This window comes from Citrifermentans bremense R1, assembly GCF_000426865.1.
In the GTDB taxonomy this organism is placed as follows: Bacteria; Desulfobacterota; Desulfuromonadia; order Geobacterales; family Geobacteraceae; genus Geomonas; species Geomonas bremensis.
On sequence record NZ_AUGE01000034.1, the window covers coordinates 12952 to 35627 of the forward strand.

General features: G+C 59.0%; 33 protein-coding genes. All 33 read left to right on the forward strand.

What is annotated here, in order from left to right; all coding sequences use genetic code 11:
* The first annotated feature begins 12 nt into the window (after positions 1–12).
* The 33 genes from rpsC (at position 13) to K419_RS23625 (ending at position 22380) form a co-directional block, all read left to right on the forward strand.
* Positions 13–648 carry a 30S ribosomal protein S3 gene (gene rpsC / locus K419_RS0116460; protein WP_012529372.1) on the forward strand — a complete coding sequence of 212 codons (636 nt, stop codon included), beginning with the start codon at positions 13–15 and terminating at the stop codon, positions 646–648.
* Between the two features lie 18 nt (positions 649–666).
* A complete protein-coding gene (gene rplP, locus K419_RS0116465) occupies positions 667–1089 on the forward strand; it encodes a 50S ribosomal protein L16 (RefSeq protein ID WP_012529373.1) in 423 nt (140 codons plus the stop codon).
* Positions 1079–1267, forward strand: a complete 189-nt coding sequence (gene rpmC, locus K419_RS0116470) for a 50S ribosomal protein L29 (RefSeq protein WP_026842539.1) — start codon at positions 1079–1081, stop codon at positions 1265–1267. The genes rplP and rpmC overlap by 11 nt, the downstream gene beginning before the upstream one ends.
* Before the next feature lie 9 nt (positions 1268–1276).
* Positions 1277–1534, forward strand: a complete 258-nt coding sequence (rpsQ, locus tag K419_RS0116475) for a 30S ribosomal protein S17 (protein ID WP_026842540.1) — start codon at positions 1277–1279, stop codon at positions 1532–1534.
* Between the two features lie 21 nt (positions 1535–1555).
* Positions 1556–1924: a 50S ribosomal protein L14 gene (gene rplN / locus K419_RS0116480; RefSeq protein WP_012529376.1), complete on the forward strand. Its 369-nt coding sequence runs from the start codon at positions 1556–1558 to the stop codon at positions 1922–1924.
* A 22-nt stretch (positions 1925–1946) separates the two neighbouring features.
* Positions 1947–2273, forward strand: coding sequence for a 50S ribosomal protein L24 (rplX, locus tag K419_RS0116485; protein ID WP_012529377.1), 327 nt, complete (start codon positions 1947–1949; stop codon positions 2271–2273).
* A gap of 14 nt (positions 2274–2287) precedes the next feature.
* A complete protein-coding gene (gene rplE / locus K419_RS0116490; protein WP_012529378.1) occupies positions 2288–2827 on the forward strand; it encodes a 50S ribosomal protein L5 in 540 nt (179 codons plus the stop codon).
* Positions 2828–2847: 20 nt separating this feature from the next.
* The gene (locus tag K419_RS23225; RefSeq protein ID WP_012529379.1) at positions 2848–3033 is read left to right on the forward strand and encodes a type Z 30S ribosomal protein S14; all 186 of its coding nucleotides are present in this window, start codon (positions 2848–2850) and stop codon (positions 3031–3033) included.
* Between the two features lie 34 nt (positions 3034–3067).
* The gene (rpsH, locus tag K419_RS0116495; protein ID WP_012529380.1) at positions 3068–3466 is read left to right on the forward strand and encodes a 30S ribosomal protein S8; all 399 of its coding nucleotides are present in this window, start codon (positions 3068–3070) and stop codon (positions 3464–3466) included.
* A gap of 24 nt (positions 3467–3490) precedes the next feature.
* A complete protein-coding gene (rplF, locus tag K419_RS0116500) occupies positions 3491–4030 on the forward strand; it encodes a 50S ribosomal protein L6 (protein ID WP_026842541.1) in 540 nt (179 codons plus the stop codon).
* A gap of 21 nt (positions 4031–4051) precedes the next feature.
* The gene (gene rplR / locus K419_RS0116505) at positions 4052–4420 is read left to right on the forward strand and encodes a 50S ribosomal protein L18 (protein WP_012529382.1); all 369 of its coding nucleotides are present in this window, start codon (positions 4052–4054) and stop codon (positions 4418–4420) included.
* Between the two features lie 21 nt (positions 4421–4441).
* Positions 4442–4930: a 30S ribosomal protein S5 gene (gene rpsE / locus K419_RS0116510; protein ID WP_012529383.1), complete on the forward strand. Its 489-nt coding sequence runs from the start codon at positions 4442–4444 to the stop codon at positions 4928–4930.
* A 17-nt stretch (positions 4931–4947) separates the two neighbouring features.
* Entirely contained in the window at positions 4948–5127 is a 180-nt protein-coding gene (rpmD, locus tag K419_RS0116515) for a 50S ribosomal protein L30 (protein WP_012529384.1), read from the forward strand.
* Positions 5128–5147: 20 nt separating this feature from the next.
* Positions 5148–5588, forward strand: a complete 441-nt coding sequence (gene rplO, locus K419_RS0116520; RefSeq protein WP_026842543.1) for a 50S ribosomal protein L15 — start codon at positions 5148–5150, stop codon at positions 5586–5588.
* Positions 5589–5590: 2 nt separating this feature from the next.
* Entirely contained in the window at positions 5591–6898 is a 1308-nt protein-coding gene (gene secY, locus K419_RS0116525) for a preprotein translocase subunit SecY (RefSeq protein WP_026842544.1), read from the forward strand.
* A gap of 9 nt (positions 6899–6907) precedes the next feature.
* Entirely contained in the window at positions 6908–7552 is a 645-nt protein-coding gene (locus tag K419_RS0116530) for an adenylate kinase (RefSeq protein WP_026842545.1), read from the forward strand.
* Between the two features lie 2 nt (positions 7553–7554).
* Positions 7555–8301 carry a type I methionyl aminopeptidase gene (map, locus tag K419_RS0116535; protein ID WP_026842546.1) on the forward strand — a complete coding sequence of 249 codons (747 nt, stop codon included), beginning with the start codon at positions 7555–7557 and terminating at the stop codon, positions 8299–8301.
* Between the two features lie 32 nt (positions 8302–8333).
* Positions 8334–8447, forward strand: coding sequence for a 50S ribosomal protein L36 (gene rpmJ / locus K419_RS0116540; RefSeq protein ID WP_012529389.1), 114 nt, complete (start codon positions 8334–8336; stop codon positions 8445–8447).
* A gap of 25 nt (positions 8448–8472) precedes the next feature.
* Positions 8473–8841, forward strand: coding sequence for a 30S ribosomal protein S13 (gene rpsM / locus K419_RS0116545; RefSeq protein WP_026842547.1), 369 nt, complete (start codon positions 8473–8475; stop codon positions 8839–8841).
* 15 nt (positions 8842–8856) lie between these two features.
* Complete coding sequence (gene rpsK, locus K419_RS0116550) at positions 8857–9252, forward strand: 30S ribosomal protein S11 (RefSeq protein ID WP_012529391.1); 396 nt, start codon at positions 8857–8859, stop codon at positions 9250–9252.
* Between the two features lie 56 nt (positions 9253–9308).
* On the forward strand, positions 9309–9935 hold the full coding sequence (gene rpsD, locus K419_RS0116555) for a 30S ribosomal protein S4 (RefSeq protein WP_026842548.1): 627 nt from the start codon (positions 9309–9311) through the stop codon (positions 9933–9935).
* 32 nt (positions 9936–9967) lie between these two features.
* A complete protein-coding gene (locus tag K419_RS0116560) occupies positions 9968–10987 on the forward strand; it encodes a DNA-directed RNA polymerase subunit alpha (RefSeq protein WP_012529393.1) in 1020 nt (339 codons plus the stop codon).
* A 42-nt stretch (positions 10988–11029) separates the two neighbouring features.
* The gene (gene rplQ, locus K419_RS0116565) at positions 11030–11521 is read left to right on the forward strand and encodes a 50S ribosomal protein L17 (RefSeq protein ID WP_026842549.1); all 492 of its coding nucleotides are present in this window, start codon (positions 11030–11032) and stop codon (positions 11519–11521) included.
* A 245-nt stretch (positions 11522–11766) separates the two neighbouring features.
* Positions 11767–15297 carry a chromosome segregation protein SMC gene (gene smc, locus K419_RS0116575; RefSeq protein WP_026842550.1) on the forward strand — a complete coding sequence of 1177 codons (3531 nt, stop codon included), beginning with the start codon at positions 11767–11769 and terminating at the stop codon, positions 15295–15297.
* Between the two features lie 58 nt (positions 15298–15355).
* Positions 15356–15715 (forward strand): roadblock/LC7 domain-containing protein, encoded by a 360-nt coding sequence (locus K419_RS0116580; protein WP_026842551.1) that lies wholly within the window; start codon positions 15356–15358, stop codon positions 15713–15715.
* Positions 15715–16944 (forward strand): signal recognition particle-docking protein FtsY, encoded by a 1230-nt coding sequence (gene ftsY, locus K419_RS0116585; RefSeq protein ID WP_026842552.1) that lies wholly within the window; start codon positions 15715–15717, stop codon positions 16942–16944. The genes K419_RS0116580 and ftsY overlap by 1 nt, the downstream gene beginning before the upstream one ends.
* 55 nt (positions 16945–16999) lie before the next feature.
* On the forward strand, positions 17000–17176 hold the full coding sequence (locus tag K419_RS23885; RefSeq protein WP_198013123.1) for a hypothetical protein: 177 nt from the start codon (positions 17000–17002) through the stop codon (positions 17174–17176).
* Positions 17177–17180: 4 nt separating this feature from the next.
* Complete coding sequence (locus K419_RS0116595; protein WP_026842553.1) at positions 17181–17462, forward strand: cell division protein ZapA; 282 nt, start codon at positions 17181–17183, stop codon at positions 17460–17462.
* A 317-nt stretch (positions 17463–17779) separates the two neighbouring features.
* Positions 17780–18355 carry a 5-formyltetrahydrofolate cyclo-ligase gene (locus tag K419_RS0116600; protein WP_026842554.1) on the forward strand — a complete coding sequence of 192 codons (576 nt, stop codon included), beginning with the start codon at positions 17780–17782 and terminating at the stop codon, positions 18353–18355.
* A gap of 8 nt (positions 18356–18363) precedes the next feature.
* Positions 18364–19959 carry a ribonuclease Y gene (gene rny, locus K419_RS0116605; RefSeq protein WP_026842555.1) on the forward strand — a complete coding sequence of 532 codons (1596 nt, stop codon included), beginning with the start codon at positions 18364–18366 and terminating at the stop codon, positions 19957–19959.
* Positions 19949–20737: a TIGR00282 family metallophosphoesterase gene (locus K419_RS0116610; RefSeq protein WP_026842556.1), complete on the forward strand. Its 789-nt coding sequence runs from the start codon at positions 19949–19951 to the stop codon at positions 20735–20737. The genes rny and K419_RS0116610 overlap by 11 nt, the downstream gene beginning before the upstream one ends.
* Positions 20738–20839: 102 nt before the next feature.
* Positions 20840–22051, forward strand: a complete 1212-nt coding sequence (tyrS, locus tag K419_RS0116615) for a tyrosine--tRNA ligase (RefSeq protein ID WP_026842557.1) — start codon at positions 20840–20842, stop codon at positions 22049–22051.
* Positions 22052–22086: 35 nt separating this feature from the next.
* A complete protein-coding gene (locus K419_RS23625; protein WP_156912226.1) occupies positions 22087–22380 on the forward strand; it encodes a hypothetical protein in 294 nt (97 codons plus the stop codon).
* Positions 22381–22676: the final 296 nt, after the last annotated feature.

Consider the following 22676-nt stretch of genomic DNA (forward strand, 5'->3'; position numbering starts at 1 on the left):
GGAGGTGATGTTTTGGGTCAGAAAGTAAATCCTATCGGGTTCAGACTCGGGGTTATTAAAACCTGGGATTCGAAATGGTACGCGGAAAAAGATTATGCAAAGCTTCTTCACGAAGACCTGAAGCTGCGCAATTTCCTTAAAAAAAGGCTGTATCATTCGGGCGTCTCCAAGATCGAGATCGAGCGCGCTGCGGGCAAGGCGAAGATCAACATCTTCACCGCTCGTCCGGGCCTCATCATCGGCAAGAAGGGCTCCGAGGTCGAGACTCTGAAGAAGGAGCTGGCCAAGCTCACCGACAAAGAGGTCTACCTTAATATACAGGAAGTCAGGAAGCCCGAGCTGGACGCACAGCTCGTCGCCGAGAACGTGGCCATGCAGCTGGAGCGCCGTATCGCGTTCCGCCGTGCCATGAAAAAGAGCGTCACCTCGACGCTCAAGTTCGGCGCCAAGGGTATCAGGATTACCTGCTCGGGCCGTCTGGGCGGCGCAGAGATGTCCAGGACGGAATGGTACCGCGAGGGAAGGGTGCCGCTGCACACGTTGCGCGCGGACATCGACTATGGCTTTGCCGAGGCGAAGACCACCTACGGGATCATCGGCGTAAAAGTGCTCCTCTTCAAGGGTGAAGTACTCTCCGCTAAAAAATAGGAACAGGAGTTTTTTGCGATGTTAATGCCCAAGAAAGTTAAGTATAGAAAGCAGATGAAGGGGCGCATGACCGGTACTCCGCAGCGCGGCGTCGAGCTCGCCTTCGGCGACTTCGGCCTGCAGGCTACCGAGTGCGGCTGGCTGGACTCCCGCCAGATCGAAGCGGCCCGTATCGCTATGACCCGTTATATCAAGAGGGGCGGCAAGATCTGGATCCGCATCTTCCCGGACAAGCCACTCACCTCGAAACCCGCCGAGACCCGTATGGGTAAGGGGAAAGGATCCCCGGACTCATGGGTTTGCGTCATTAAGCCGGGCAGGATCCTTTACGAGATGGAAGGGGTCACCGAGGAAGTGGCGCGCGAGGCATTCAGGCTCGCGGCGCACAAGCTCCCCGTAGCCAGCAAGTTCATCACAAGGACGGAAATCAATGAAGGCTAACGAACTGAATAAAGCGACGGCTGCTGAGCTCGAGGCCAAAGGCGCGGAGCTGACCAAGGAACTCTTCAACGTGAAGTTTCAGCTTCACACCGGGCGGCTGGAAAACACCTCCAAACTTTCCAACCTGAGGAAGGATATCGCCCGCGTGAAGACCATACTCCGTGAAAAGAGAGGCTAAGAGATATATATGAGCGAAAGAGGCAACAGGAAAACTCAGGTCGGTGTGGTCGTCAGCGACAAGATGGACAAGACCGCGGTAGTGAAGGTCGACCGTCTGGTGAAGCACCCCGTCTACAACAAGTACATCAAGCGCTCCGCCAAGTACAAGGCGCACGACATGGACAATGCCGCCAAGATCGGCGATCGCGTCCTCATCGTAGAGACTCGTCCGCCTTCCAAGGACAAGCGCTGGAAAATCAGACAGATTATCGAGTCCAAGGGTTAAGGGCTCGCCGGGAGTTAAACAATGATTCAGATGCAGACACTATTGGACGTGGCGGACAACTCCGGCGCGAAGAAGCTCTTTTGCATTAAAGTGCTCGGCGGCTCCAAGCGCCGTTACGCCGGGATTGGCGACATCATCGTCGCTTCCGTGAAGGAAGCTCTCCCCAATTCGAAGGTGAAAAAGGGCGACGTGGTGAAGGCTGTCGTGGTGCGCACCGCCAAGGCTGTGGGACGTCCTGACGGCTCCTACATCCGTTTCGACACCAACTCCGGCGTGGTCATCAACAACGCCAAGGAGCCGGTCGGCACTCGTATCTTCGGGCCGGTCGCCAGGGAACTTCGCGCCAAGAAGTTCATGAAGATCATATCCCTCGCCCCCGAGGTACTTTAGACAAGATCCTGGAGAATAAGAGATGCTGGGCAAAAAATTACATGTTAAGAAAAACGACACCGTCGTGGTCATCGCGGGCAAGGACCGCTCCAAAAGCGGCAAGGTGATCTCCATCCATCCCAAGAAGGACGGGGTCATCGTCGAAGGGGTCAACGTGGTCAAGCGCCACCAGAAGCCCCGCGGGTCCGAGCAGGGGGGCATCCTGGAGAAGGAAGCTCCGGTGCACATCTCCAACGTCATGCTGCTCTGCGGGAAGTGCAACAAGCCGGTCAGGACCAAAACCACCGTACTCGAAGACGGTAAAAAGGCGCGCTGCTGCGTAAAATGCGGCGAGTCTTTCGATAAATAGTTTGGAGGATTGCAATGGCACGGCTAGCTGAGCTTTACAATAAAGAGATGGTTCCGGCCCTCATGAAGGACCAGAACTACAAGAACATCATGGAAGTCCCCAAGCTGGTGAAGATCGTGGTCAACATGGGCCTCGGCGAAGCGATCCAGAACGTCAAGATCCTGGATTCCGCAGCCGAAGAGCTCGCCGCCATCACCGGGCAGCGCCCGGTCATCACCAAGGCGAAGAAGTCCATCGCTGGCTTCAAGCTGCGCCAGGGGATGCCTATCGGCTGCGCCGTGACGTTGCGCCGCGAGAAGATGTACGAGTTCCTCGACCGCCTGGTAAGCGTTTCGCTGCCGCGCGTGCGCGACTTCAAGGGGATCTCCGGCAAGGCCTTCGACGGCAAGGGTAACTACTCCCTGGGCGTCAAGGAGCAGTTGATCTTCCCCGAGATCGATTACGACAAGGTCGACAAGATCAAGGGTCTCAATATCACGATCGTGACCACGGCAAAGACCGACGCTGAGGGGAAAGCCCTGCTCAAGCTGATGGGTCTGCCGTTCAGGAACTAATACAGGTTTGGAGGAACTCCGTGGCTAAGACATCTATGATCATAAAGGCTCAGAGAGGGAACAAGTTCAAGGTGCGCGAGCGCAATCGCTGCCCTTTGTGCGGCCGCCCCAGAGCTTACTACCGGAAATTTGACATGTGCAGGATCTGCCTGAGGAAGCTGTCCAACCTCGGTCAGGTTCCCGGTGTGATAAAGTCCAGTTGGTAATAAGATTCCGATTTAGGAAAGAGGAGTAGTTTGTATGTGCATGACAGATCCAGTTGCCGACATGCTGACCAGAATCAGGAACGCTGGTATGGCAAAACACCAGAAAGTTGACATTCCTTCGTCGAACCTCAAGGTGAGCCTCGCCACGGTGCTGCGCGCCGAAGGGTTCATCAAGAACTTCAAGGTGATTGCGGACAACAAGCAGGGGATCCTGCGGGTTTACCTCAAGTTCATCGACGAGAAGGAACCGGTCATCAACGAGATCAAGAGGATCAGCAAACCGGGCGGCCGGGTCTATGTCAACTCCGACAAGATCAAGCAGGTGAAGAACGGACTGGGCGTCGCCATCCTCTCGACTTCGAAGGGGCTGGTAACCGACAAGACCGCCCGTGAAATGGGCATCGGCGGGGAAGTTCTCTGCACGGTCTGGTAGTCATTTCGCTTTAAGGAGCTTTGCATGTCTAGAATAGGAAAACTTCCCATCGCGATTCCCGCGGGGGTGAAAGTCATATACAACGCCCCTGAAATCAAAGTGGAGGGCCCGAAAGGGAAACTCGCCCGCAACATCGGGGAAGGCGTCGCCATCGACGTGACCGCGCAGGCGGTAACGGTGACCAGGAACGACGACACCATCAAGTCCCGCTCCGCCCACGGCCTGACCAGGACCCTGATCAACAACATGGTGATCGGCGTTTCCAAAGGATTCGAGACCCTGCTTGAGATCAACGGCGTCGGTTACCGCGCCGAGGTGAAGGGGAACGTGCTGAACCTGGCCCTGGGCTTTTCGCACCCGGTCAACTTCGAGCTTCCTGCCGGCATCACGGTCGAGGTCGAGAAGATGACCAAGCTCAAAGTGATGGGGATCGATAAGGAGGTGGTCGGCGAGACCGCTGCCAAGATCCGTGCGTTCCGTCCGCCCGAGCCGTACAAGGGTAAGGGTGTCAAGTACGCTGACGAAACGATTCTGAGAAAAGCCGGCAAGACCGGTAAAAAATAGCAATTGCTAAGGAGAAGTGCCTTGAGTTCTTTAGCCCAAAAACAGGTAGCTCGTCTTAAGAGACAGACCAGGGTCAGGAAGAAAATTACCGGATCGCCGGCACGCCCGAGACTGAACGTCTTCAAGAGTGCACGCCACATATACGCTCAGTTGATCGACGACACCACCGGCGCAACCCTCGCCTCGGCCTCCACCCTGGCGGGCGACGTTGCCGAGGGGCTCAGCTACACCGGCAACGCCGAAGCCGCCGCTAAGGTGGGCGCTGCGATTGCCAAGAAGGCCCTGGAGAAGGAAATCACCGCCGTGGTCTTCGACCGCAACGGCTTCCTCTACCACGGTAGGATCAAAGCTCTGGCTGACGCCGCACGCGAAAACGGTCTGTCCTTCTAGGGCAGGTAAGGAGGAATTAGTTTGCTTAAGATCAATGCCAGTGAAATGAATCTTACCGATAGGGTCGTCCACATCAGCCGCGTAGCCAAGGTGGTGAAGGGTGGCCGCAGGTTCAGCTTCTCCGCCCTCGTGGTGGTAGGCGACGGTAACGGCTGCGTGGGCTACGGCCTGGGCAAGGCCAACGAAGTGCCGGAAGCGATCCGCAAAGGGGTCGAGCAGGCCAAGAAGAACCTGATCAAGGTTCCCATCGTGGCCGGGCAGACCATCCCGTTCGAGATCCTCGGCTGCTTCGGCGCAGGCAAGGTTCTCATGATGCCCGCTTCTCCGGGTACCGGTGTTATCGCAGGCGGTGCCGCCCGCGCGGTATTCGAGTCGGCAGGTCTGCACAACATCCTTGCCAAGTGCCTGGGCTCCAATAACCCGCACAACGTGGTCAAGGCCGCATTCGCGGGTCTCTCCCGTCTCAAGACTGCGGAAGAGCTGATGGCGCGCCGCGGCATCACCGAATAGCATTTAAGGAGTTGAACATGTCTGCAGAGCTGAAGATAACCCTGGTTCGGAGCGCCATCGGCCAGTCCGAGAAAATGAAAGGCCGCCTGCTCGGCATGGGGCTCACCAAGCGTGAGAAGACCGTGACCCTGCAGGACACCCCGGAGATCCGTGGCATGATCGCCAAGGTGGCCCATCTGGTAAGAGTCGAAGAGTAATCCCCCTAAAGGTGATAAAAATGCAATTAAATACCATCAAACCGGCCGTCGGGTCGACCAAGAATAGAAAGCGTATCGGCAGGGGCGTAGGCTCCGGTCACGGCAAGACCGCTACCAAGGGCCACAAGGGCCAGAAGGCGCGCTCCGGCGGCTCGGTGAAGCCCGGCTTCGAGGGCGGCCAGATGCCGATGCACAGAAGACTTCCCAAGCGCGGCTTCACCCCGCTCTCCAAGAAGGACTACGCACTGGTGAACCTCTGCCAGCTCGAAGTGTTCGAGGCGGGGAGCGTCATCGACGCTGAAGCGCTGCTGAAAAGCGGGATCATCTCCGGCGTGCGTGACGGCATCAAGGTGCTGGCGACGGGTGACATCACCCGTGCACTGACCATCAAGGCCCACAAATTCAGCGCCTCTGCTCGCGAAAAAATAACTGCGGCAGGTGGTTCCATCGAGGAGATCTAGTCTTGATAGAAGCCTTCCAGAACATTTTCAAGATCCCCGAGCTTAAAAAGAAGGTTCTCTTCTCGCTGGCCATGCTGGCCGTCTACCGGGTAGGGTGCCATATCCCTACCCCGGGCATCGACGCCCAGGCCCTCGCCCAGTTCTTCAAGGCTGCGCAGGGCACGCTGCTCGGTATGTTCGACATGTTTTCTGGCGGGGCTCTCGAGAAGCTCACCGTCTTCGCACTCGGCATCATGCCGTATATCTCCTCCTCCATCATCTTCCAACTCCTCACCGTTGTGCTTCCGGCCGTGGAGAAGCTTTCCAAGGAAGGTGACGCTGGAAGGAAGAAGATCATCCAGTACACCCGCTACGGCACCATCGTGCTGGCGGTGGTTCAGGCGTTCGGCATCAGCATCGGCCTCGAGGCCATGCGCGGTCCGGCCGGCGAGCTTGTAGTTCCGAACCCCGGCTGGGGCTTCAGGCTGATGACGGTGATCACCCTTACCGCAGGCACCGCCTTCATCATGTGGCTCGGCGAGCAGATGTCTGAGAAGGGTATCGGCAACGGCATCTCCCTGATCATCTTCGCCGGCATCGTGGCTCGCATCCCGACCGCGATCGGCAACAGCTTCCGTTTGATCAAGACGGGCGAGCTCTCCCTGTTCGTGCTGCTCCTGATCGCCGCGGTGATGTTCGCGGTGATCGCGGCGGTGGTATTCATGGAGCGCGGCCAGCGCAGGATTCCGATCCACTACGCCAAGAGGGTGGTGGGGCTCAAGACCGTAGGCGCGCAGAGCTCGCACCTGCCGCTCAAGGTGAACATGGCCGGCGTCATCCCGCCTATCTTCGCCTCGTCGATCATCATGTTCCCGGCCACGGTGGGCAACTTCATCGACGTCCCCTGGGTGCAGGCGGCCTCCAAGCAGTTGGCCCCCGGAAAGTTGCTTTACGAGGTTTTATTTGTTGCCTTTATCGTCTTTTTCTGTTACTTCTACACGGCTGTGACTTTCAACCCGGTTGATGTCGCCGATAACGTCAAGAAACAGGGGGGGTATGTGCCCGGGATCCGTCCCGGTAAGGAGACCTCCGACTTCCTTGATGCGGTGCTGACCAAGTTGACCTTCGCCGGCGCCATTTACATCTCCGCGGTCTGCGTGCTTCCTTCGATCCTGATTGGGAAATTCAACCTCCCCTTCTATTTTGGCGGCACTTCCCTGCTGATCGCCGTCGGTGTCGGCATGGACACTCTGTCGCAGATCGAGGCGCACCTGATTACCCGAAGCTACGAAGGGTTCATGAAGGGCGTGCGCATCCAGGGCAGAAGGTAAGGGGTTATCATGAATCTCATCCTCCTCGGACCCCCGGGCGTCGGCAAGGGGACCCAGGCAAAACTTCTCATAGACAGGTTTGGTATCCCGCAGATATCGACAGGCGATATACTGCGGGCTGCCGTTAAAGAGCTCACTCCCATGGGAGCTAAGGCCAAGGGATATATGGACTCCGGCGCGCTGGTTCCGGACGAAGTCGTGATCGGCATCGTCGAGGAGCGGCTGGCGCAGGCGGACTGCCAGAAGGGATTTATCCTGGACGGTTTTCCCCGTACGGTCCCCCAGGCGGACGCGCTGGGTCAGGTCCTTTCCGGTATGGGAAAGTCGATCGACCACGTAGTCTCGCTCTCGGTGGACAAGGGAGAGCTGCTGAAGCGGCTTACCGGCCGTCGCGCCTGTGCCAATTGCGGCGCCGGCTACCACGTTGACTTTGCCCCCTCCAAAGTGGCAGGTGTCTGCGATGCCTGCTCCGGCCAACTGGTCCAGCGTGAGGACGACAAGGAAGAAACCATCCTGAACCGCCTGGCGGTTTACGAAGCGCAGACCGCGCCTTTGATCGCCTACTACCAGGCGGCAGGGGTGCTCCGCTCCGTCGATGGCCTCGGGACCGTGGAAGGGGTCCAGTCGGACATCCTCGCGGCGATACGGGCCTAGCGGTGATAGTACTCAAGTCCCCGGCTGAGATCGAGAAGATGGCGGCTGCCGGAAGGATCGTAGCGGAGATCCTGGCCGGGCTCAGGGAAAAAGTGGTGCCGGGGGTTACCCTGGCTGAACTTGACGCATTCGCGGAGAGGGAAACGCTGAAGAGGAAGGCGAAGCCAGCCTTCAAGGGTTACAGCGGCTTCCCCTTTTCGCTTTGTTGCTCGGTAAACGAGCAGGTGGTGCATGGCTTTGCCACGCAGCGCGTCCTGGCCTCAGGCGACATCGTCAGCCTAGACTTCGGAGTCGTCTACTGCGGCTATTACGGAGATTCGGCGATCACGGTCCCGGTGGGCGAGATCTCGCCCACCGCAGCCAAGCTGATCAAGGTCACCGAGGAGTCGCTCTTCAAGGCGATCGAGGTCGCTGACGCCTCGCACCGCCTCTCGGACGTTTCCCATGCGGTACAGGCCTATGTCGAGGCGCGCGGCTTTTCGGTGGTGCGCGACTTTGTCGGGCACGGCATCGGCAAGGAGCTGCACGAGGGGCCGCAGATCCCCAACTTCGGCGCTGCCGGGAAAGGGCCCAAGCTGAAGCCGGGCATGGTGCTCGCCATTGAGCCCATGATCAACGAAAAGGGATACGACGTGCGGGTGCTGGAGGACGGCTGGACCGCTGTCACCACGGACGGCGGGCTCTCGGCGCACTTTGAGCACACGGTGGCAGTGACGGACAACGGTCCGTTGATACTTACACAAATTTAGAACAGCAATACGTCTTCAAAAGGAAGTGAACTATGAAGGTTCGGGCATCGGTTAAGAAGATCTGTGTTAAATGCAAAATAGTCAAGCGCAAGGGCATCGTCCGCGTTATCTGCGAGACTCCCAAGCATTCACAGAGACAGGGTTAAGAGTAACCATTAGGAGGAGCGGGCATTGGCACGTATCGCAGGGGTAGACTTACCCAGAAATAAGAGAATAGAGATCGCACTCACCTACATCTACGGCATCGGCAGATCTCTGTCCCAGGAAATTCTCACGGCAACCGGTGTGGACATGAACACCCGTTGCGACAACCTGACCGAGGCTGAAGTCACCAAGATCAGGGAGTATATCGATAAGAACGTGAAGGTCGAGGGCGACCTGCGCCGCGACATTTCCATGAGCATAAAGCGTCTGATGGATCTCGGCTGCTACCGCGGACTCCGTCACAGGAAAGGTCTTCCCTGCCGCGGACAGCGGACCAAGACCAATGCACGCACTCGCAAAGGGCCGGCTCGTACGGTCGCTGGCAAGAAGAAATAAGATTCTGGAGGGATAATGGCGAGCCCGGCTAAGAAGGTCGTTAAGAAGAAAAAAGAGAAGAAGAATATTCCCAACGGCGTCGCGCACATCCAGGCGACGTTCAACAATACCATGATCACCATCACCGACCCGGTCGGTAACGTGGTAGCCTGGTGCACCTCCGGTGCCAAGGGTTTCAAAGGGTCCAGGAAGAGCACCCCGTTCGCAGCGCAGATGGCTGCCGAGGACGCTGCCAAGAAGGCCCAGGAGCACGGTATGCGCAGCATCGAGGTCTACGTGAAGGGTCCCGGTTCCGGCCGCGAGTCCGCTCTGCGCGCGCTGCAGGCCGCCGGCTTCGCCGTCAGCTTCATCCGCGACGTCACGCCGATCCCGCACAACGGCTGCCGTCCCCCGAAGAGAAGAAGAGTCTAGGCTTCAATCGAGCCTGGAGTTACGGAACAATCAGTTAGGATCAAGGAGGTCTTCAATTGGCTAGGTATACAGGGCCCTCATGCAGGCTGTGCAGACGGGAAGGTTCGGAGCTATTTCTTAAAGGCGAGCGTTGCTACACCGACAAATGTGCCATTAAGAGAAGAAGCTATCCCCCGGGGCAGCACGGCCAGGGCCGCATAAAGGTATCAGACTACGGTGTTCAGCTGCGTGAAAAGCAGAAGGTGCGTCGCATCTACGGCATCCTCGAGAACCAGTTCCGCGGTTACTTCGAGACGGCCGACCGGATGAAAGGCGTGACGGGCGAGAACCTCCTCTTCATCCTGGAGAGAAGGCTCGACAACGTCGCTTACCGCCTTGGCTTCGCAACCTCGCGCGACGAGGCACGCCAGCTGGTACGTCACGGACACTTCACCCTGAACGGCAAGAAGGTCAACATTCCTTCCCTTCAGGTGAAAGCAGGCGATGTGCTGCAGCTGCGCGAGAAGAGCCGCAAAGTTGCCGCCATCTCCGAATCTCTCGAAGGCGTAGTACGCAGGGGTATCCCGCAGTGGCTTGAACTGGATAAGGATGCGTTCAAAGGTACCGTCAAGGCTATGCCGGTACGCGAGGACATCACCATGCCGATTCAGGAACAGTTAATTGTCGAGCTCTACTCCAAGTAAAGGCTGACTACAACCGATACAGGGGGATCTAAATGTATAGAAACTGGCGCGATCTGATCAGACCTAAGAAGCTCCAGGTTGAGACGGAATCGCTCACAAATACATACGGGAAGTTCTTTGCCGAACCCTTCGAAAGGGGCTTCGGCACCACCCTGGGAACAGGTCTGCGTCGGGTCCTCATCTCGAGCCTGCAGGGAGCGGCCATCGTCTCTGTGAAGGCCAAGGGCGTACTGCACGAGTTCTCTGCAGTCCCGGGCGTCACCGAGGACATGACGGACATCATCCTGAACCTCAAGGGTGTGCGCCTCAAGGTGCACGGCAACGAGTCCAGGATGATCAGGATCGTCCAGAAGGGCGAAGGGGTGGTCAAGGCCAAGGACATCATCACGGACAACAACGTGGAGATCCTGAACCCCGAGCACCACATCGCGACCTGCTCCAAGGACGCTAACCTCGAGATGGACCTCATGGTGAAAGTCGGCAAAGGGTACGTCCCCGCTGACCGCAACCGCGACGAGAAGGCGCCGGTAGGGACCATCCCCATCGACGCGATCTTCTCCCCGGTCCACAAGGTGAACTTCACCGTAACCAACGCTCGCGTAGGTCAGATCACCGACTACGACAAGCTCACCATCGAGGTCTGGACCGACGGCAGCGTGAAGCCGCAGGACGCCGTGGCCTACGCCTCCAAGATCCTCAAGGACCAGCTTTCCATCTTCATCAACTTCGATGAGGACGTGGAGCCCCAGGAGGAGGCGGAGCCGGAGGAGGAGCGTGAGCGTTTCAACGAGAACCTGTACCGCTCGGTGGACGAGCTGGAACTCTCGGTTCGCTCCGCGAATTGCCTGAAGAACGCAGGGATCAAGCTGATCGGTGAACTCGTTTCCAGAAGCGAGGCCGAGATGCTGAAAACCCAGAACTTCGGCAGGAAATCTCTGAACGAAATCAAGGACATCCTCGTCGACATGGGCCTCACCCTCGGCATGAAACTGGATAACTTCCCGGATCCCGAGATCATGAGGCGCCTGCGCGGCGAGCAGAAAGAAGAATAGTCCTCAAGACTTTATTTATAGATAGAAAGGAAGTGAAAAGATATGCGTCACAATAGCGCGGGTAGAAGATTAGGCAGGACCACGAGCCACAGGATCGCCATGTTCAGGAATATGGTGACATCCTTTCTCCAGCACGAAAAGATCACCACGACCGACGCCAAGGCGAAAGAGCTTCGCTCCATCGCCGAGAAGATGATCACCCTGGGCAAAAGGGGTGACCTTCACGCGACCAGGCAGGCAGCCGCCTACATCCGCGATAAGAAAGTCGTGACCAAGCTTTTCACCGAGATCGCTCCGCGTTACACCGAGCGTCCGGGCGGCTACACCAGGATCATCAAGCTCGGCATCCGTCCGGGTGACAATGCTCCGGTGTCCGTGCTCGAACTGGTGGAAGCCGAGATGAAACCGAAGAAAGCAGCCGCCAAGCCGGCCAAGGCGCCTAAGGCCGCCAAGGCAGCTCCGGTTGCCGCTGCTCCGGCAGAAGAAGCACCGGTAGCCGAGGCTCCGGCAGCAGAGGAAACCACCGAGGCGTAAGCCCCGGGTGGGTCTGAAACATGAAAGGGGCGCGGGAAACCGCGCCCCTTTTCGTGTAGGCGGCGTACAGCGGTTTTCCCTCTCCTGAGGGTCGATCACCCCAGATCCAAAGCCTTCTCCCTTTGGGTTTGTCCCTGCTCTATCCCTTCCATCCCCTTCATCCCTGTTAAATGCCTTTGTGCAGGCGCCATCCCCCCATCTTATCCTTTACATTAAAACCACCTCTCTGATAATATGCCCAGTTCATGAAGATCAAGAGACTGGAAATACACGGCTTCAAATCCTTTCAGGACAAGGCTGTCCTGGACTTCAACCAGCCGATAACCGGGGTAGTCGGCCCCAACGGCTGCGGCAAGTCCAACGTCGTCGACGCCATCCGTTGGGTCATGGGTGAGCAGTCCGCCAAGAACCTGCGCGGCAAGTCGATGGAGGACATCATCTTCGGCGGCACCGAGTTCAGAAAACCGCTCGGCATGGCGGAGGTTTCCCTGTTCTTCTCCACCGAGGACGGCCGCGTCCCCGCGAAATACCTCAACTTTTCCGAAATCCAGGTCACTCGTCGCCTCTACCGTGATGGCGACAGCGATTACCTGCTGAACAAGACCCCCTGCCGGCTTTTGGACATCGCCGAGCTCTTCATGGACACCGGTATCGGCGCCAAGGCCTACTCGATCATCGAGCAGGGGAAGATCGGGATGATCCTGCACGCCAAGCCCGAGGAGCGCCGCTTCCTGATCGAAGAAGCCGCAGGTGTCACCAAGTTCAAGGCGCGCAAGGTCGTCGCCATGAAGAAGATGGAGGCGACCCGCCAGAACCTGCTGCGCCTGGGCGACATCATCTCCGAGATCAAACGCCAGATGAACGGTCTGCAGCGCCAGGCGAAGAAGGCCGAGCGCTTCCGGGAGATACGGCTCGAATTGAAGGAGATCGAGCTGCTTTTCGCCGCCAAGGGGTACGGCTCGGTGCAGAAGGAGCGGCAGGGGCTGGAGCGCGAGATCGCGGAACTCGAGTCCAAGCTGGTCGACATAACCGCCCGGCTCAACGAGGCAGAGCTTTCCATTGAAGGGAAGCGGATAACCCTGCTGGAGACCGAGCGCGCGCTGACCGCCGCCCAGGAGGAGATCTTCCGCTGGAAGAGCGAGCTGCAGGGCGGGGAGAACAAGCTTGAATTCCAGCGGCGGGAGCTTGCCAACCAGGAGCGCCACGGCGCGCGGTTCGAGGAGGAACTCCAGGGGCTCAGGGACCAGCTGGCTGCCTCCGAGCGGGAACTCGTCTCGCTTGAGACCCAGCAGGCATCGTTTCTTGAAGAGCACGCGCGCGAGAGCGAGGCGCTAGAGCACCGGGAGGCGCTGCTGGAGGAAATGGCGGCGAGCGAGGCGGGTGTTACCCGTGAACTCGACGAGGCGCGCCGCGCCATGTTCGCGGCACTCTCCGAGGGGGCGCAGGCGAACAACCAGCATGCCGCTGCCGTCAAAAGGCTCGCCTCCGTCGACGAGCGCCTGCAGGCAAGTAAACGGGAGCGCGTGCTCCTCGGGGAGCGCCTCTTCGAGTCGAACGGGAAGGTGGACGCGCTCAAGGCCGAGCGCGAACAGTTGGCCCGGGAAAAAGAACTGCTGGACGCGGAACTGACGCTTGCCGGAAGCCGCGAGGCGGAACTCAAACAGGCGCAGGAGGCGGGGGACAAGCTGCTGCAACAGCTGCGCGACCAGCTCTCCTCCGCGTCGTCGAGGCTCAAATCGCTGCAGGAACTGGAGGCCCAGTTCGCCGGGTACGGGCAGGGGGTGAAGAACCTGCTCCTGGCCGACTCGTTCAAGGGGGCATCCCTTACCATGCTGGCCGACGCCATCGAGGTCGAGGAGGAGTTCGAGGTGGCGCTCGAATCGGTGCTGGGTGAGCGTCTGCAGTACCTTCTCTGCCGCTCGCCGGACCTGGCTCTCGACGCGGTCCGGCACCTCAAGGGGAACTCCGGCGGGCGCTGCAGCTTCATCACCGCCCCACCCTGGCATCACCCAGGTGCAACGCCTTCCGGCGCCGCGCCGCTTTGGGAGCGGGTCACCGTCCCCGCAAAGCACGCGCAGCTGGTCGAGCCGCTGCTGTCGGGCGCTTATCTCGCGCGTGACCTTGCGCACGCATTGGAACTTGCCGCCTCCTTCCCCCACGCTACCTTCGTCACGGTCGACGGCGACCTGGCCCACGGCGGCGGGATCCTGAACGGGGGCTCCGCCGAACCCGCACAGCAGGGGATCATCCACAAAAAGCGCGAGATCAAGGGGCTGGGGGCCGACGTGGAGCGCTTGACCCGCGAGGTGCAGCAGCTCACGACGGCCCGAGAAACCAGAAGGGTCGAGATCGCCGAGGCCGAGGCGCACCGGGTCGAACTGCGCCAGTCGCTGCATCGCCTGGAGATCAGGGTGCTCAACGCGGAAAAGGATCTCCAGTCCGCCCAGGCCGAGTGCCGCAGGCTCGAGGAGAATGCCGCCGTCCGGGAGATGGAGGAGGAGCAGCTCTCCGAAGAGCAGGACCTGGTCGCCAAAGAAATCTCCCAGGCGGAAAATCGGCGTGGCGAGGCCGAAGAGCGCAAGCTGGCCCTGGAGAAGAACGTCGAGGCGCTGCAGGGGCGCCTGGAAGGATCTCGTTTCGAGATGGAAGAGGCGCGCGAGATGGTCACCTCCCTCAAGGTGCGGGTCGCCGCGCTCAAGGAGAAGGGGGAGTCGACCCAGCGCGCTTACAAGCGCGTGGAGGCGCTTTGCGCCGACCTTGCCAGCCGGATCGCCTCCCGCGGCAACGAGCTTGAGGGCTCGGGCGCCGAGCGCACCCGCCTGATTGACGCCATCGCAGCCGGCGAGGAGGCGCTGCGCGACATAGTGAAGCAGCAGCTTCGAAGCGAGCAGGCGCTCCTCCTGGTGAAGGAGCGCTACGAGACGGAGGCGGCAACGGTTCAGGAGGAGGAGCTGCGCCTGAAGGGGACCCGCAGCGAGGCGTCGCTTTTGCGGGACCAGCTAAACGCCAAGAGCCTGCGGCTCACGGAGGTCAGCATGCGGCTCTCCCACCTGGAGGAGACCCTGCGCGAGAAGCACCGCATGGAGATCGCGGACGCCCTTTTGAACTACTCCAAGGTGGAGTGGGACGAGGAGGAGCGCGCAGTGCGCCAGGCCGAGCTGCAAAAGGCGATCAACGAGATGGGCGAGGTCAACCTGATGGCGATCGAGGAGTTCAAGGAGATGGAGGAGCGCTTCTCCTTCCTTTCCAGCCAAAAGGACGATCTGGAAGAGTCGATGAACGCCCTGCAGAAGGCTATCCAGCGCATCAACCGCACCACGCGCAAACGCTTCCTCGAAACCTTCCAGATGGTGAACGAGAAGTTCCAAACCATCTTCCCGAGGCTTTTTTGCGGCGGCCACGCAGAGCTGCGCCTGACCGACGAGGAGGACCTGCTCAATACGGGGCTCGACATCGTGGTCCAGCCTCCGGGCAAGAAGCTGCAGAACGTGTCGCTTCTCTCCGGCGGCGAAAAGGCGCTCACCGCCGTCGCGCTGATCTTCTCCATCTTCCTGATCAAGCCCTCGCCCTTCTGTCTGCTGGACGAGGTCGACGCGCCGCTGGACGATGCCAACATCGGCAGGTTCAACGACATGGTGCGCGAGATGAGCGCCAACTCGCAGTTCATCATCATCACGCACAACCGCGCCACCATGGCAGTAGCCGATACCCTCTACGGGGTCACCATGGAGGAGCCAGGCGTCTCGAAGCTGGTATCGGTACGGCTCAACCGCTAGCTGCCCCTTGATAGGGCGCCCCGGGCTTACCGCATCTCACTTAACCTAGGAGCTTGACGTGCCGTTCAAGAAACTGTTGACTTCACTGGTCGAGGCTGTGCCGGGTGCTAGTGGGGCTATCCTTGCGGATTGGGAAGGGGAGGCCGTGGAGCAGCACACCCATGGCGACGCTTTCGAGATCAAGGTGGCTGCCGCGCACTGGGGCATCTTGCTGTCTCATTTCAAGGGGCTGCACCACAAGTACGAGACCGGGCCGGTGCAGCAAAGCGTGATAACGACGGACCAGCAGCACGTGATCGTCGGGGCGGTGGGCGAGGATTACGCCCTGGTCATGACCATGAACAGAAACGCACTGCCGCTCTTGGCGCTCAACAAGTTCCGGGAGACCGCGGCGCTTTTGCATAAGGAGATCTATTGATGGCCGAGGAAAACAGGGGCTTTTTCAAGGGACTGCTGAAGAAACTCGGTGTGGGGGGCGCAGAGGAACCCGCTCCCGCTGAGGATGAAGCGAAGCAGGAAGGCGGGTCCGGCCAGGCGTCGACGGCTGCGGAGGAGCAGGCCCCGGTACAGCCGCCGCAGCAGGAGCAGGCAGCACCGGTTGCGCCGCCCGAGTCCCCCGCACCTGCGGAGCCTGCACGCTCTTCCTGGGGCGAGCCCTATGCGCCGGCGCCGCGCGCTGCGTGGCATGAACCTGCCGTCGCGGTGCCGCCTCCCTCCGAGCCCGAGGCCGCCAAGCCCAGCTTCTTCGAGCGCCTGAAAAAAAGCCTGAGCAAGACCCACGAGAGCATCGTCGGCCGAATGGACACGCTGCTTTTAGGCAAGAAGCAGATCGATACGGACACCCTCGAGGAGCTCGAGGAGATCCTGATTACGGCCGACCTAGGGGTGAAGACCACCGTGGACCTGATCCGGACCCTGGAGCAGCGGCTCAAGAGGGACGAACTGCAGGACGGGGAGGCTCTGAAGATGGCGCTGAAGGAGGAAATCCAGCTGCGCCTGATGGCTCATGCCGCGCCCCTTGTGGTGACCGACAAGAAGCCGTTCGTGATCCTGGTGATAGGGGTGAACGGCGTCGGCAAGACCACGACCATCGGAAAGCTCGCTGCCCGCTACGCTGGGGAGGGGAAGAAGGTTCTTCTGGCCGCAGCTGACACTTTCCGTGCCGCTGCTGCCGAACAGCTTGAACTGTGGTCGCAGCGCGTCGGGGCCGACATCGTGCGCCACAAGGAGGGGGCGGATCCCTCCGCCGTCGTCTTCGACGCCTGCAAGGCTGCCGTCGCGCGCGGCACCGATGTCCTCATCATCGACACGGCGGGAAGGATGCACACCAAGGTGAACCTCATGGAGGAAATGAAGAAGATCCGCCGCGTGCTCACCCGCGAGATCCCCGACGCCCCGCACGAGACGCTTTTGGTGCTGGACGCGGCCACAGGCCAGAACGCTCTGTCCCAGGCGAAGCTTTTCAAGGAGGCAGCTTTCGTCTCCGGCGTGGTTCTCACCAAGCTAGACGGCAGCGCCAAGGGTGGGGTTGTGGTAGCGGTGAGTAATGAGTACGCGCTTCCGGTTCGATTCATTGGCGTGGGGGAGTCGGTTGAGGACCTCCGGGAGTTCGATCCGGCCCAGTTCGTGGAGGCTCTTTTCCAATAATTGCCTTGACTTTTGAGTACTTATTGCATAAGATTTCGCCGCAAAAGGTGCAATAATGAGTAACGACTTGTTTAATGAGCTGGAGGGCCGGGTAGTTTCTCTAATGAATGTCGTCGCCGAGCTGAAACTCGAAAACGTCAGGTTGAAAGAGGAGAACGTCAGGCTTTGCGCAGAGCGGGCGGGATTCAAATCCCGAATTGATTCCATTCTCAAGAAGTTGGAAGGGGTCTGACAGCTTGATCTCGACACACAGCATAAGGGTTCTGGGGAGGGATCTCCAGGTAAAGAGCGTTTCGTCCCCCGAGCATGTGGCGCAGGTCGAGGCCCTAGTTAATGAAAAATTAGCTGAAGCGGAAGCCGCAATAAGTGGCGGCGACACCCAGGTGGTCGTGATCCTGGCCTTGATGAACCTGGCTGAGGGCTTGTTGGGCGCTCAGAAAGAGTTGGCTGAAGAGCGACATAACTGCAGTGAGCGGATCGCCGGGCTCATCGGACGTTTGGACCGGCAGCAGGTTTAGAGTTTCAGGTCTCTTGCGGGAGATTCAACATATAGCAGATCGGTTGTACGGTTGCACGGCTTTGCCAGAACCTGCGCGGGGTCCCATTTTCCCTGCCCCGTGTTTGTTGATAGTAGCCTAAAGACGTTTAGCAGCATGTCCTGAGGTTAATGGCTGCATTATATACAAGTTCAATGGCGCCTCACTTGAACGCGGCCCTTTCTATCGTACCTGTCAACGCAGCACTCGTTACACCATCCGCGTCCCTCACCAAGAGTACCTGTCTTTAGGACGGCCCCTGCCGTCTGCCTTTCTGCACCTGTCACGGATAAGAAAAGATGCCCAAACGCAGCCTTAGAGCCGCGACCCTCGCCCGCAGACGGGAGTTGACGCGGCAGCAGGTGGCGAGCCTGAGCTTCGCCTTGCACCAGCGCTTCTTTGGACTCCCGGAGTTCCAATCCGCCAAGGTGCTGGCGCTTTATGCTCCCATCCATCATGAGGTTGAGACTGACGCCGTTGCCATGGCGGCACTTAACTCCGGGAAGACGCTGCTTTACCCGGCTGTCGTCGGCAACGATCTGGAGTTTCGCAGGGTCTGCGGGCTGGACCGGTTGGTTCCCGGCAAGTTCGGGATCCTGGAGCCACAGGGAGACGCGGTCGATCCTGCCGACGCCGACCTTATCGTGGTCCCCGGTGTCGCCTTCGACCTCTGCGGCAGGCGGATCGGCTATGGCAAGGGGTATTACGACCGGTCGCTGCATCGTTTGGAAAGAAGCGGCAGGCTCGCGGCATTTTGTTACGATTTTCAGCTGGTTGAAGAGATAGCCGGCGAATCGCACGATGTGACGATGGACTTGATCGTCACCGAGCTTCGGGTGGTTCGCGTTAATAAAAATATATGTGAGGGGGAATAACAGTGAGTATTGACATTACGATAACCATAATCCTCGTGCTCGTGGCGGCCGGTATCGGTTACGCGATAGGGAACGTGCTGCGCAAAAAACTCTCCAACTCCCTGGTGACCGACGCCGAGACGCTGGCCGCCAAGATGATCGAGGACGCCAAGCGCCAGACTGAAGTTATGGCCATGGAGGCCGCCGTTCAGGCAAAAGACGCGGTGTACCAGGCAAAAGAAGAGCTGGAGAAACAGTTCGAACAGGAGACACGCGAAAAACGCCGGGATCTTCAGGCTCTGGAGAAGAGGCTGCAGCAAAAAGAAGAAAATCTCGACAAGAAGACCAACCTTTTTGACCAGCGTGACGCGGATTTCCTGAAACGGGAGCAGGCGCTGGCCGTTCGCGAGCAGTCCCTGGTCACCAAAGAGCAGACGCTCGGGCAGAAGGAGGAAAAGCTCGACGCACTGGTCGGCGAGCAGAAGGCGAAGCTAGAGCAGATCGCCGGCATGACCTCCGCCGAAGCGAAGAAGTTCCTCATGGACTCCATGGAGGACGAGGCAAAACTCGACGTCGCCAAGCTGATCAAGGCGATGGAAGAAGAAGCAAGAGAGACCGCGGACAAGAAGGCGAAGGAGATTCTGGCCCTAGCCATGCAGCGCTACGCGGGCGAGTACGTCGCCGAGCGGAGCGTCTCCGTCGTGACCCTTCCCTCCGACGAAATGAAGGGGCGCATCATCGGCCGCGAAGGCCGCAACATCAGGGCGCTTGAAGCGGCCACCGGTATCGATCTCATCATCGACGATACCCCTGAAGCGGTCATCCTTTCCGGGTTCAATCCGGTAAGAAGGGAAGTCGCCAAGCTGTCGCTGCAGAAGCTGATCGCCGACGGCAGGATCCATCCGGGACGCATCGAAGAGGTCGTTGCCAAGTCTCAGGAAGAAATCGAGCAGGCGATGAAGGAGGCAGGCGAACAGGCTGCCTTCGACCTGGGCGTGCACGGCATTCACCCCGAGATCCTCAAGCTGATCGGCAGGCTCAAGTACCGCACCTCCTACAGCCAGAACGTCTACCAGCACTCGCTGGAAGTAGCCTTCCTTTGCGGCATCATGGCCGCCGAACTCGGCATCAACGTGAAGCAGGCCAAGAGGGCCGGCCTTCTGCACGACCTCGGCAAGGCCGTCGACCACGAGATCGAAGGCTCCCACGCCGTCATCGGCGCTGACATCGCCAAAAAGTACGGCGAGTCCCCGAAGATCGTGCACGCCATCATGGCGCACCACGAGGACGAGAAGCCGGCGACGGTGCTCGCCGTCCTGGTGCAGGCAGCCGACGCGCTTTCCGGCGCCCGCCCCGGCGCCCGCCGCGAAATGATGGAGACCTACGTGAAGCGTCTGGACGACCTGGAGAGGATCGCCACCTCGTTCGACGGCGTCCTGACCTCCTTCGCAATCCAGGCAGGCCGCGAGATCCGCGTCATGGTATCCAGCGAGCAGGTGACCGACGACCGTGCGCTGGTCTTGGCCAAGGACATCGCCAAGAAAATCGAGACCGAGATGACCTACCCGGGACAGATCAAGGTGAATGTGATCAGGGAAACCAGGGCCACCGAATATGCCCGTTAAGCTTCTCTTCATCGGTGACGTCATCGGGAAGCCGGGGCGCGAGGCCCTTTCCCGTGAGTTGCACCGGATCGTGGACCGCCACATGGTCGACCTGGTCATTGCCAACGGCGAGAACGCGGCAGGCGGGTTCGGCCTGACCGAGGAAACCGCTCAGGACATGTTCAAGTGCGGCGTCCAGATGATCACCTCCGGCAACCACATCTGGGACAAGAAGGACGCGCTCGAGTACATCAAGAGGGAAGAGCGGATCGTGCGCCCCGCCAACTATCCGGAGGGGACCCCCGGCCGTGGTACCACCATAGTCAAGACCCCGGGCGGAGTGAAGGTCGGCATCCTGAACCTGGAAGGCCGCGTCTTCATGAACAACCTCGACTGTCCCTTCCGCTGCGCCGATCGCGAGATAGCGAAGCTGAAGGAGGAGACGCCTGTCATTCTGGTTGATTTTCACGCCGAAGCGACCAGCGAGAAGGTTTCCCTTGGCTGGTACCTCGACGGTCGCGTCTCAGCCGTTATCGGCACCCACACCCATGTGCAGACCGCGGACGAGCGCATCCTTACCGCCGGAACCGCCTACATGACAGACGCCGGCATGACCGGTGCGTTCGATTCGGTAATAGGCGTGAAGAAGGAAGAGGCCATCCTTAAATTCGTGAGCCAGCGTCCGTCGAAATTCGAGGTGGCGAAAAAGGATATACGCATCAACGCGGTCGCCATCGAAATAGACGAGAAGACCGGCCTGGCCTTGGGTATCGAGAGAATCAACATCGCCTGCGGGTAGACGCATCAATCCCTCCCTTGAATACGCGGCTAACGCGTCCCCTCGCCCGGCGGGAGAGGGACAGGGTGAGGGCATTTTTGAAATAAATCTGGAGGGAAAGTGATGACCGTTGCAGAGCAGATGGAAATAATCAAGAGGGGCGCCGTAGAGATTCTGGTGGAGAAAGAGCTGGTTGAGAAGCTCGAGAAATCCGTCAAGACCGGCGTGCCGCTCAAGATAAAGGCCGGTTTCGACCCGACCGCGCCCGATTTGCATCTGGGGCACACCGTGCTGTTGCACAAGATGCGTCAGTTCCAGAAGCTTGGCCACGAAGTCCACTTCCTGATCGGCGACTTTACCGGCATGATCGGCGACCCCACCGGCAAGTCCGAAACCCGGAAGGTGCTGACCCGCGAGGACGTATTAAAGAACGCTGAGACCTACAAGGAGCAGGTCTTCAAGATCCTCGATCCCAAGCTCACCAAGGTTGTCTTCAACTCCGAGTGGCTCGGCAAGCTTTCCGCATCCGACATGATCGGGCTTGCCTCCAAGTACACCGTCGCCCGGATGCTCGAGCGCGAGGATTTCAGCAACCGTTTCTCGAACCAGCTTCCCATCAGCATCCACGAGTTCATGTACCCGCTGGTGCAGGGTTACGATTCAGTGGCTCTCAAGGCCGACGTCGAATTGGGCGGCACCGATCAAAAGTTCAACCTTCTGGTGGGGCGCGAACTGCAAAGGGAGTGGGGGCAGGCCCCCCAGTGCGTGATCACCATGCCGCTTCTCGAAGGCCTTGACGGCGTGAACAAGATGAGCAAGTCCCTGGGGAACTACATAGGCATCAACGAGCCCGCCGACGAGATCTACGGCAAGATCATGTCCATCTCCGACGAGCTGATGGTTCGCTACTACGAGCTTTTGAGCGACCTGACCATAGTCGAGTTCGAGAAGCTCAAGGCCGATCTGAAGGATGGGGCAATCCATCCGATGGAGGCGAAGAAGCAGCTTGCCCGGGAAATGGTGGGCCGTTACCACGGTGCGGAGGCTGCCACCCTTGCCGATGAAAACTTCGTCAAGCGTTTCAAGAACAACGAGACACCGGAAGACATGCCTGAGTTCACCTTGAAGGCAGAGGGGGAGAAGGTGCTTCTTTGCAAGGTGCTTGCGGAGGCGCTGTTGACCAAGTCCAACAGCGAAGGGCGTCGCTCCATCCAGGGCGGCGGCGTTAAAGTAAACGGCGATAAAGTCACCGACGAAAACCTAGAAATAGCCTGCGTTGGAGAGTACGTCATACAGGTAGGGAAGCGTCGTTTCGCCAAGGTGCGATTCGCCTAGCTCTAAAAGACAATGTCAGGTGATAGGGGGGGGCGATGCGCAAGCATCGCCCCCCTTTTCTGTGTGTATATTCGCCTGTCCATGAGGTCGTCCACCCCGTTCATCTAGTCCATAAAAACCCGCCACAGCGCACCGACCGTTGCCCTTTTCCACCATTGGAAAAAACAAACAACAAACCCGTTGACGCGGGTGAGGGCTTTTGTTATAACCACCATCCGCTGACGAACGCACCACTTGTTCGGCAGCGGGTCGGAAAAAAAGCATTGACAGCAGAAAACGCCTTTGCTATAAAGTCTGACTTCGCAGCACAGTTCTTTGCAACCGAATAAGCCGGAAAGAAGTTCGTTAACTGTTGATAGTCAGCAGCTTGAAGTTGAGAGCGTAAAGCTCGCAATCTCACCGATGACTGAGACGGGGAAAGAGCTTCGAAAAAATCTGAAAAGAATTTCTTGACAGGTTGGTCCGGTTCGGGTAGGGTGCTGAATCTGTCGCAAACGGCGGCTTGGTCTTTGAAAACTAAATAGTAGACGAAACAGCATTTGTGGGTTTCAAAATGTAACAAGTCAGTTGTTTCAAACTAGAATCGGATTTTCCGGTTTCAAATTAAACTGGAGAGTTTGATCCT

What these genes read in the sequence shown, in the direction of transcription:
- rplP (WP_012529373.1), top strand. Translation starts at nt 667, where the DNA reads ATGTTAATGCCCAAGAAAGTTAAGTATAGAAAGCAGATGAAGGGGCGC.
- rpmC (WP_026842539.1), top strand. Translation starts at nt 1,079, where the DNA reads ATGAAGGCTAACGAACTGAATAAAGCGACGGCTGCTGAGCTCGAGGCC.
- rpsQ (WP_026842540.1), top strand. Translation starts at nt 1,277, where the DNA reads ATGAGCGAAAGAGGCAACAGGAAAACTCAGGTCGGTGTGGTCGTCAGC.
- rplN (WP_012529376.1), top strand. Translation starts at nt 1,556, where the DNA reads ATGATTCAGATGCAGACACTATTGGACGTGGCGGACAACTCCGGCGCG.
- rplX (WP_012529377.1), top strand. Translation starts at nt 1,947, where the DNA reads ATGCTGGGCAAAAAATTACATGTTAAGAAAAACGACACCGTCGTGGTC.
- rplE (WP_012529378.1), top strand. Translation starts at nt 2,288, where the DNA reads ATGGCACGGCTAGCTGAGCTTTACAATAAAGAGATGGTTCCGGCCCTC.
- rpsH (WP_012529380.1), top strand. Translation starts at nt 3,068, where the DNA reads ATGTGCATGACAGATCCAGTTGCCGACATGCTGACCAGAATCAGGAAC.
- rplF (WP_026842541.1), top strand. Translation starts at nt 3,491, where the DNA reads ATGTCTAGAATAGGAAAACTTCCCATCGCGATTCCCGCGGGGGTGAAA.
- rpmD (WP_012529384.1), top strand. Translation starts at nt 4,948, where the DNA reads ATGTCTGCAGAGCTGAAGATAACCCTGGTTCGGAGCGCCATCGGCCAG.
- rplO (WP_026842543.1), top strand. Translation starts at nt 5,148, where the DNA reads ATGCAATTAAATACCATCAAACCGGCCGTCGGGTCGACCAAGAATAGA.
- K419_RS0116530 (WP_026842545.1), top strand. Translation starts at nt 6,908, where the DNA reads ATGAATCTCATCCTCCTCGGACCCCCGGGCGTCGGCAAGGGGACCCAG.
- rpmJ (WP_012529389.1), top strand. Translation starts at nt 8,334, where the DNA reads ATGAAGGTTCGGGCATCGGTTAAGAAGATCTGTGTTAAATGCAAAATA.
- rpsK (WP_012529391.1), top strand. Translation starts at nt 8,857, where the DNA reads ATGGCGAGCCCGGCTAAGAAGGTCGTTAAGAAGAAAAAAGAGAAGAAG.
- K419_RS0116560 (WP_012529393.1), top strand. Translation starts at nt 9,968, where the DNA reads ATGTATAGAAACTGGCGCGATCTGATCAGACCTAAGAAGCTCCAGGTT.
- rplQ (WP_026842549.1), top strand. Translation starts at nt 11,030, where the DNA reads ATGCGTCACAATAGCGCGGGTAGAAGATTAGGCAGGACCACGAGCCAC.
- smc (WP_026842550.1), top strand. Translation starts at nt 11,767, where the DNA reads ATGAAGATCAAGAGACTGGAAATACACGGCTTCAAATCCTTTCAGGAC.
- ftsY (WP_026842552.1), top strand. Translation starts at nt 15,715, where the DNA reads ATGGCCGAGGAAAACAGGGGCTTTTTCAAGGGACTGCTGAAGAAACTC.
- K419_RS23885 (WP_198013123.1), top strand. Translation starts at nt 17,000, where the DNA reads ATGAGTAACGACTTGTTTAATGAGCTGGAGGGCCGGGTAGTTTCTCTA.
- K419_RS0116600 (WP_026842554.1), top strand. Translation starts at nt 17,780, where the DNA reads ATGCCCAAACGCAGCCTTAGAGCCGCGACCCTCGCCCGCAGACGGGAG.
- K419_RS0116610 (WP_026842556.1), top strand. Translation starts at nt 19,949, where the DNA reads ATGCCCGTTAAGCTTCTCTTCATCGGTGACGTCATCGGGAAGCCGGGG.
- tyrS (WP_026842557.1), top strand. Translation starts at nt 20,840, where the DNA reads ATGACCGTTGCAGAGCAGATGGAAATAATCAAGAGGGGCGCCGTAGAG.
- K419_RS23625 (WP_156912226.1), top strand. Translation starts at nt 22,087, where the DNA reads ATGCGCAAGCATCGCCCCCCTTTTCTGTGTGTATATTCGCCTGTCCAT.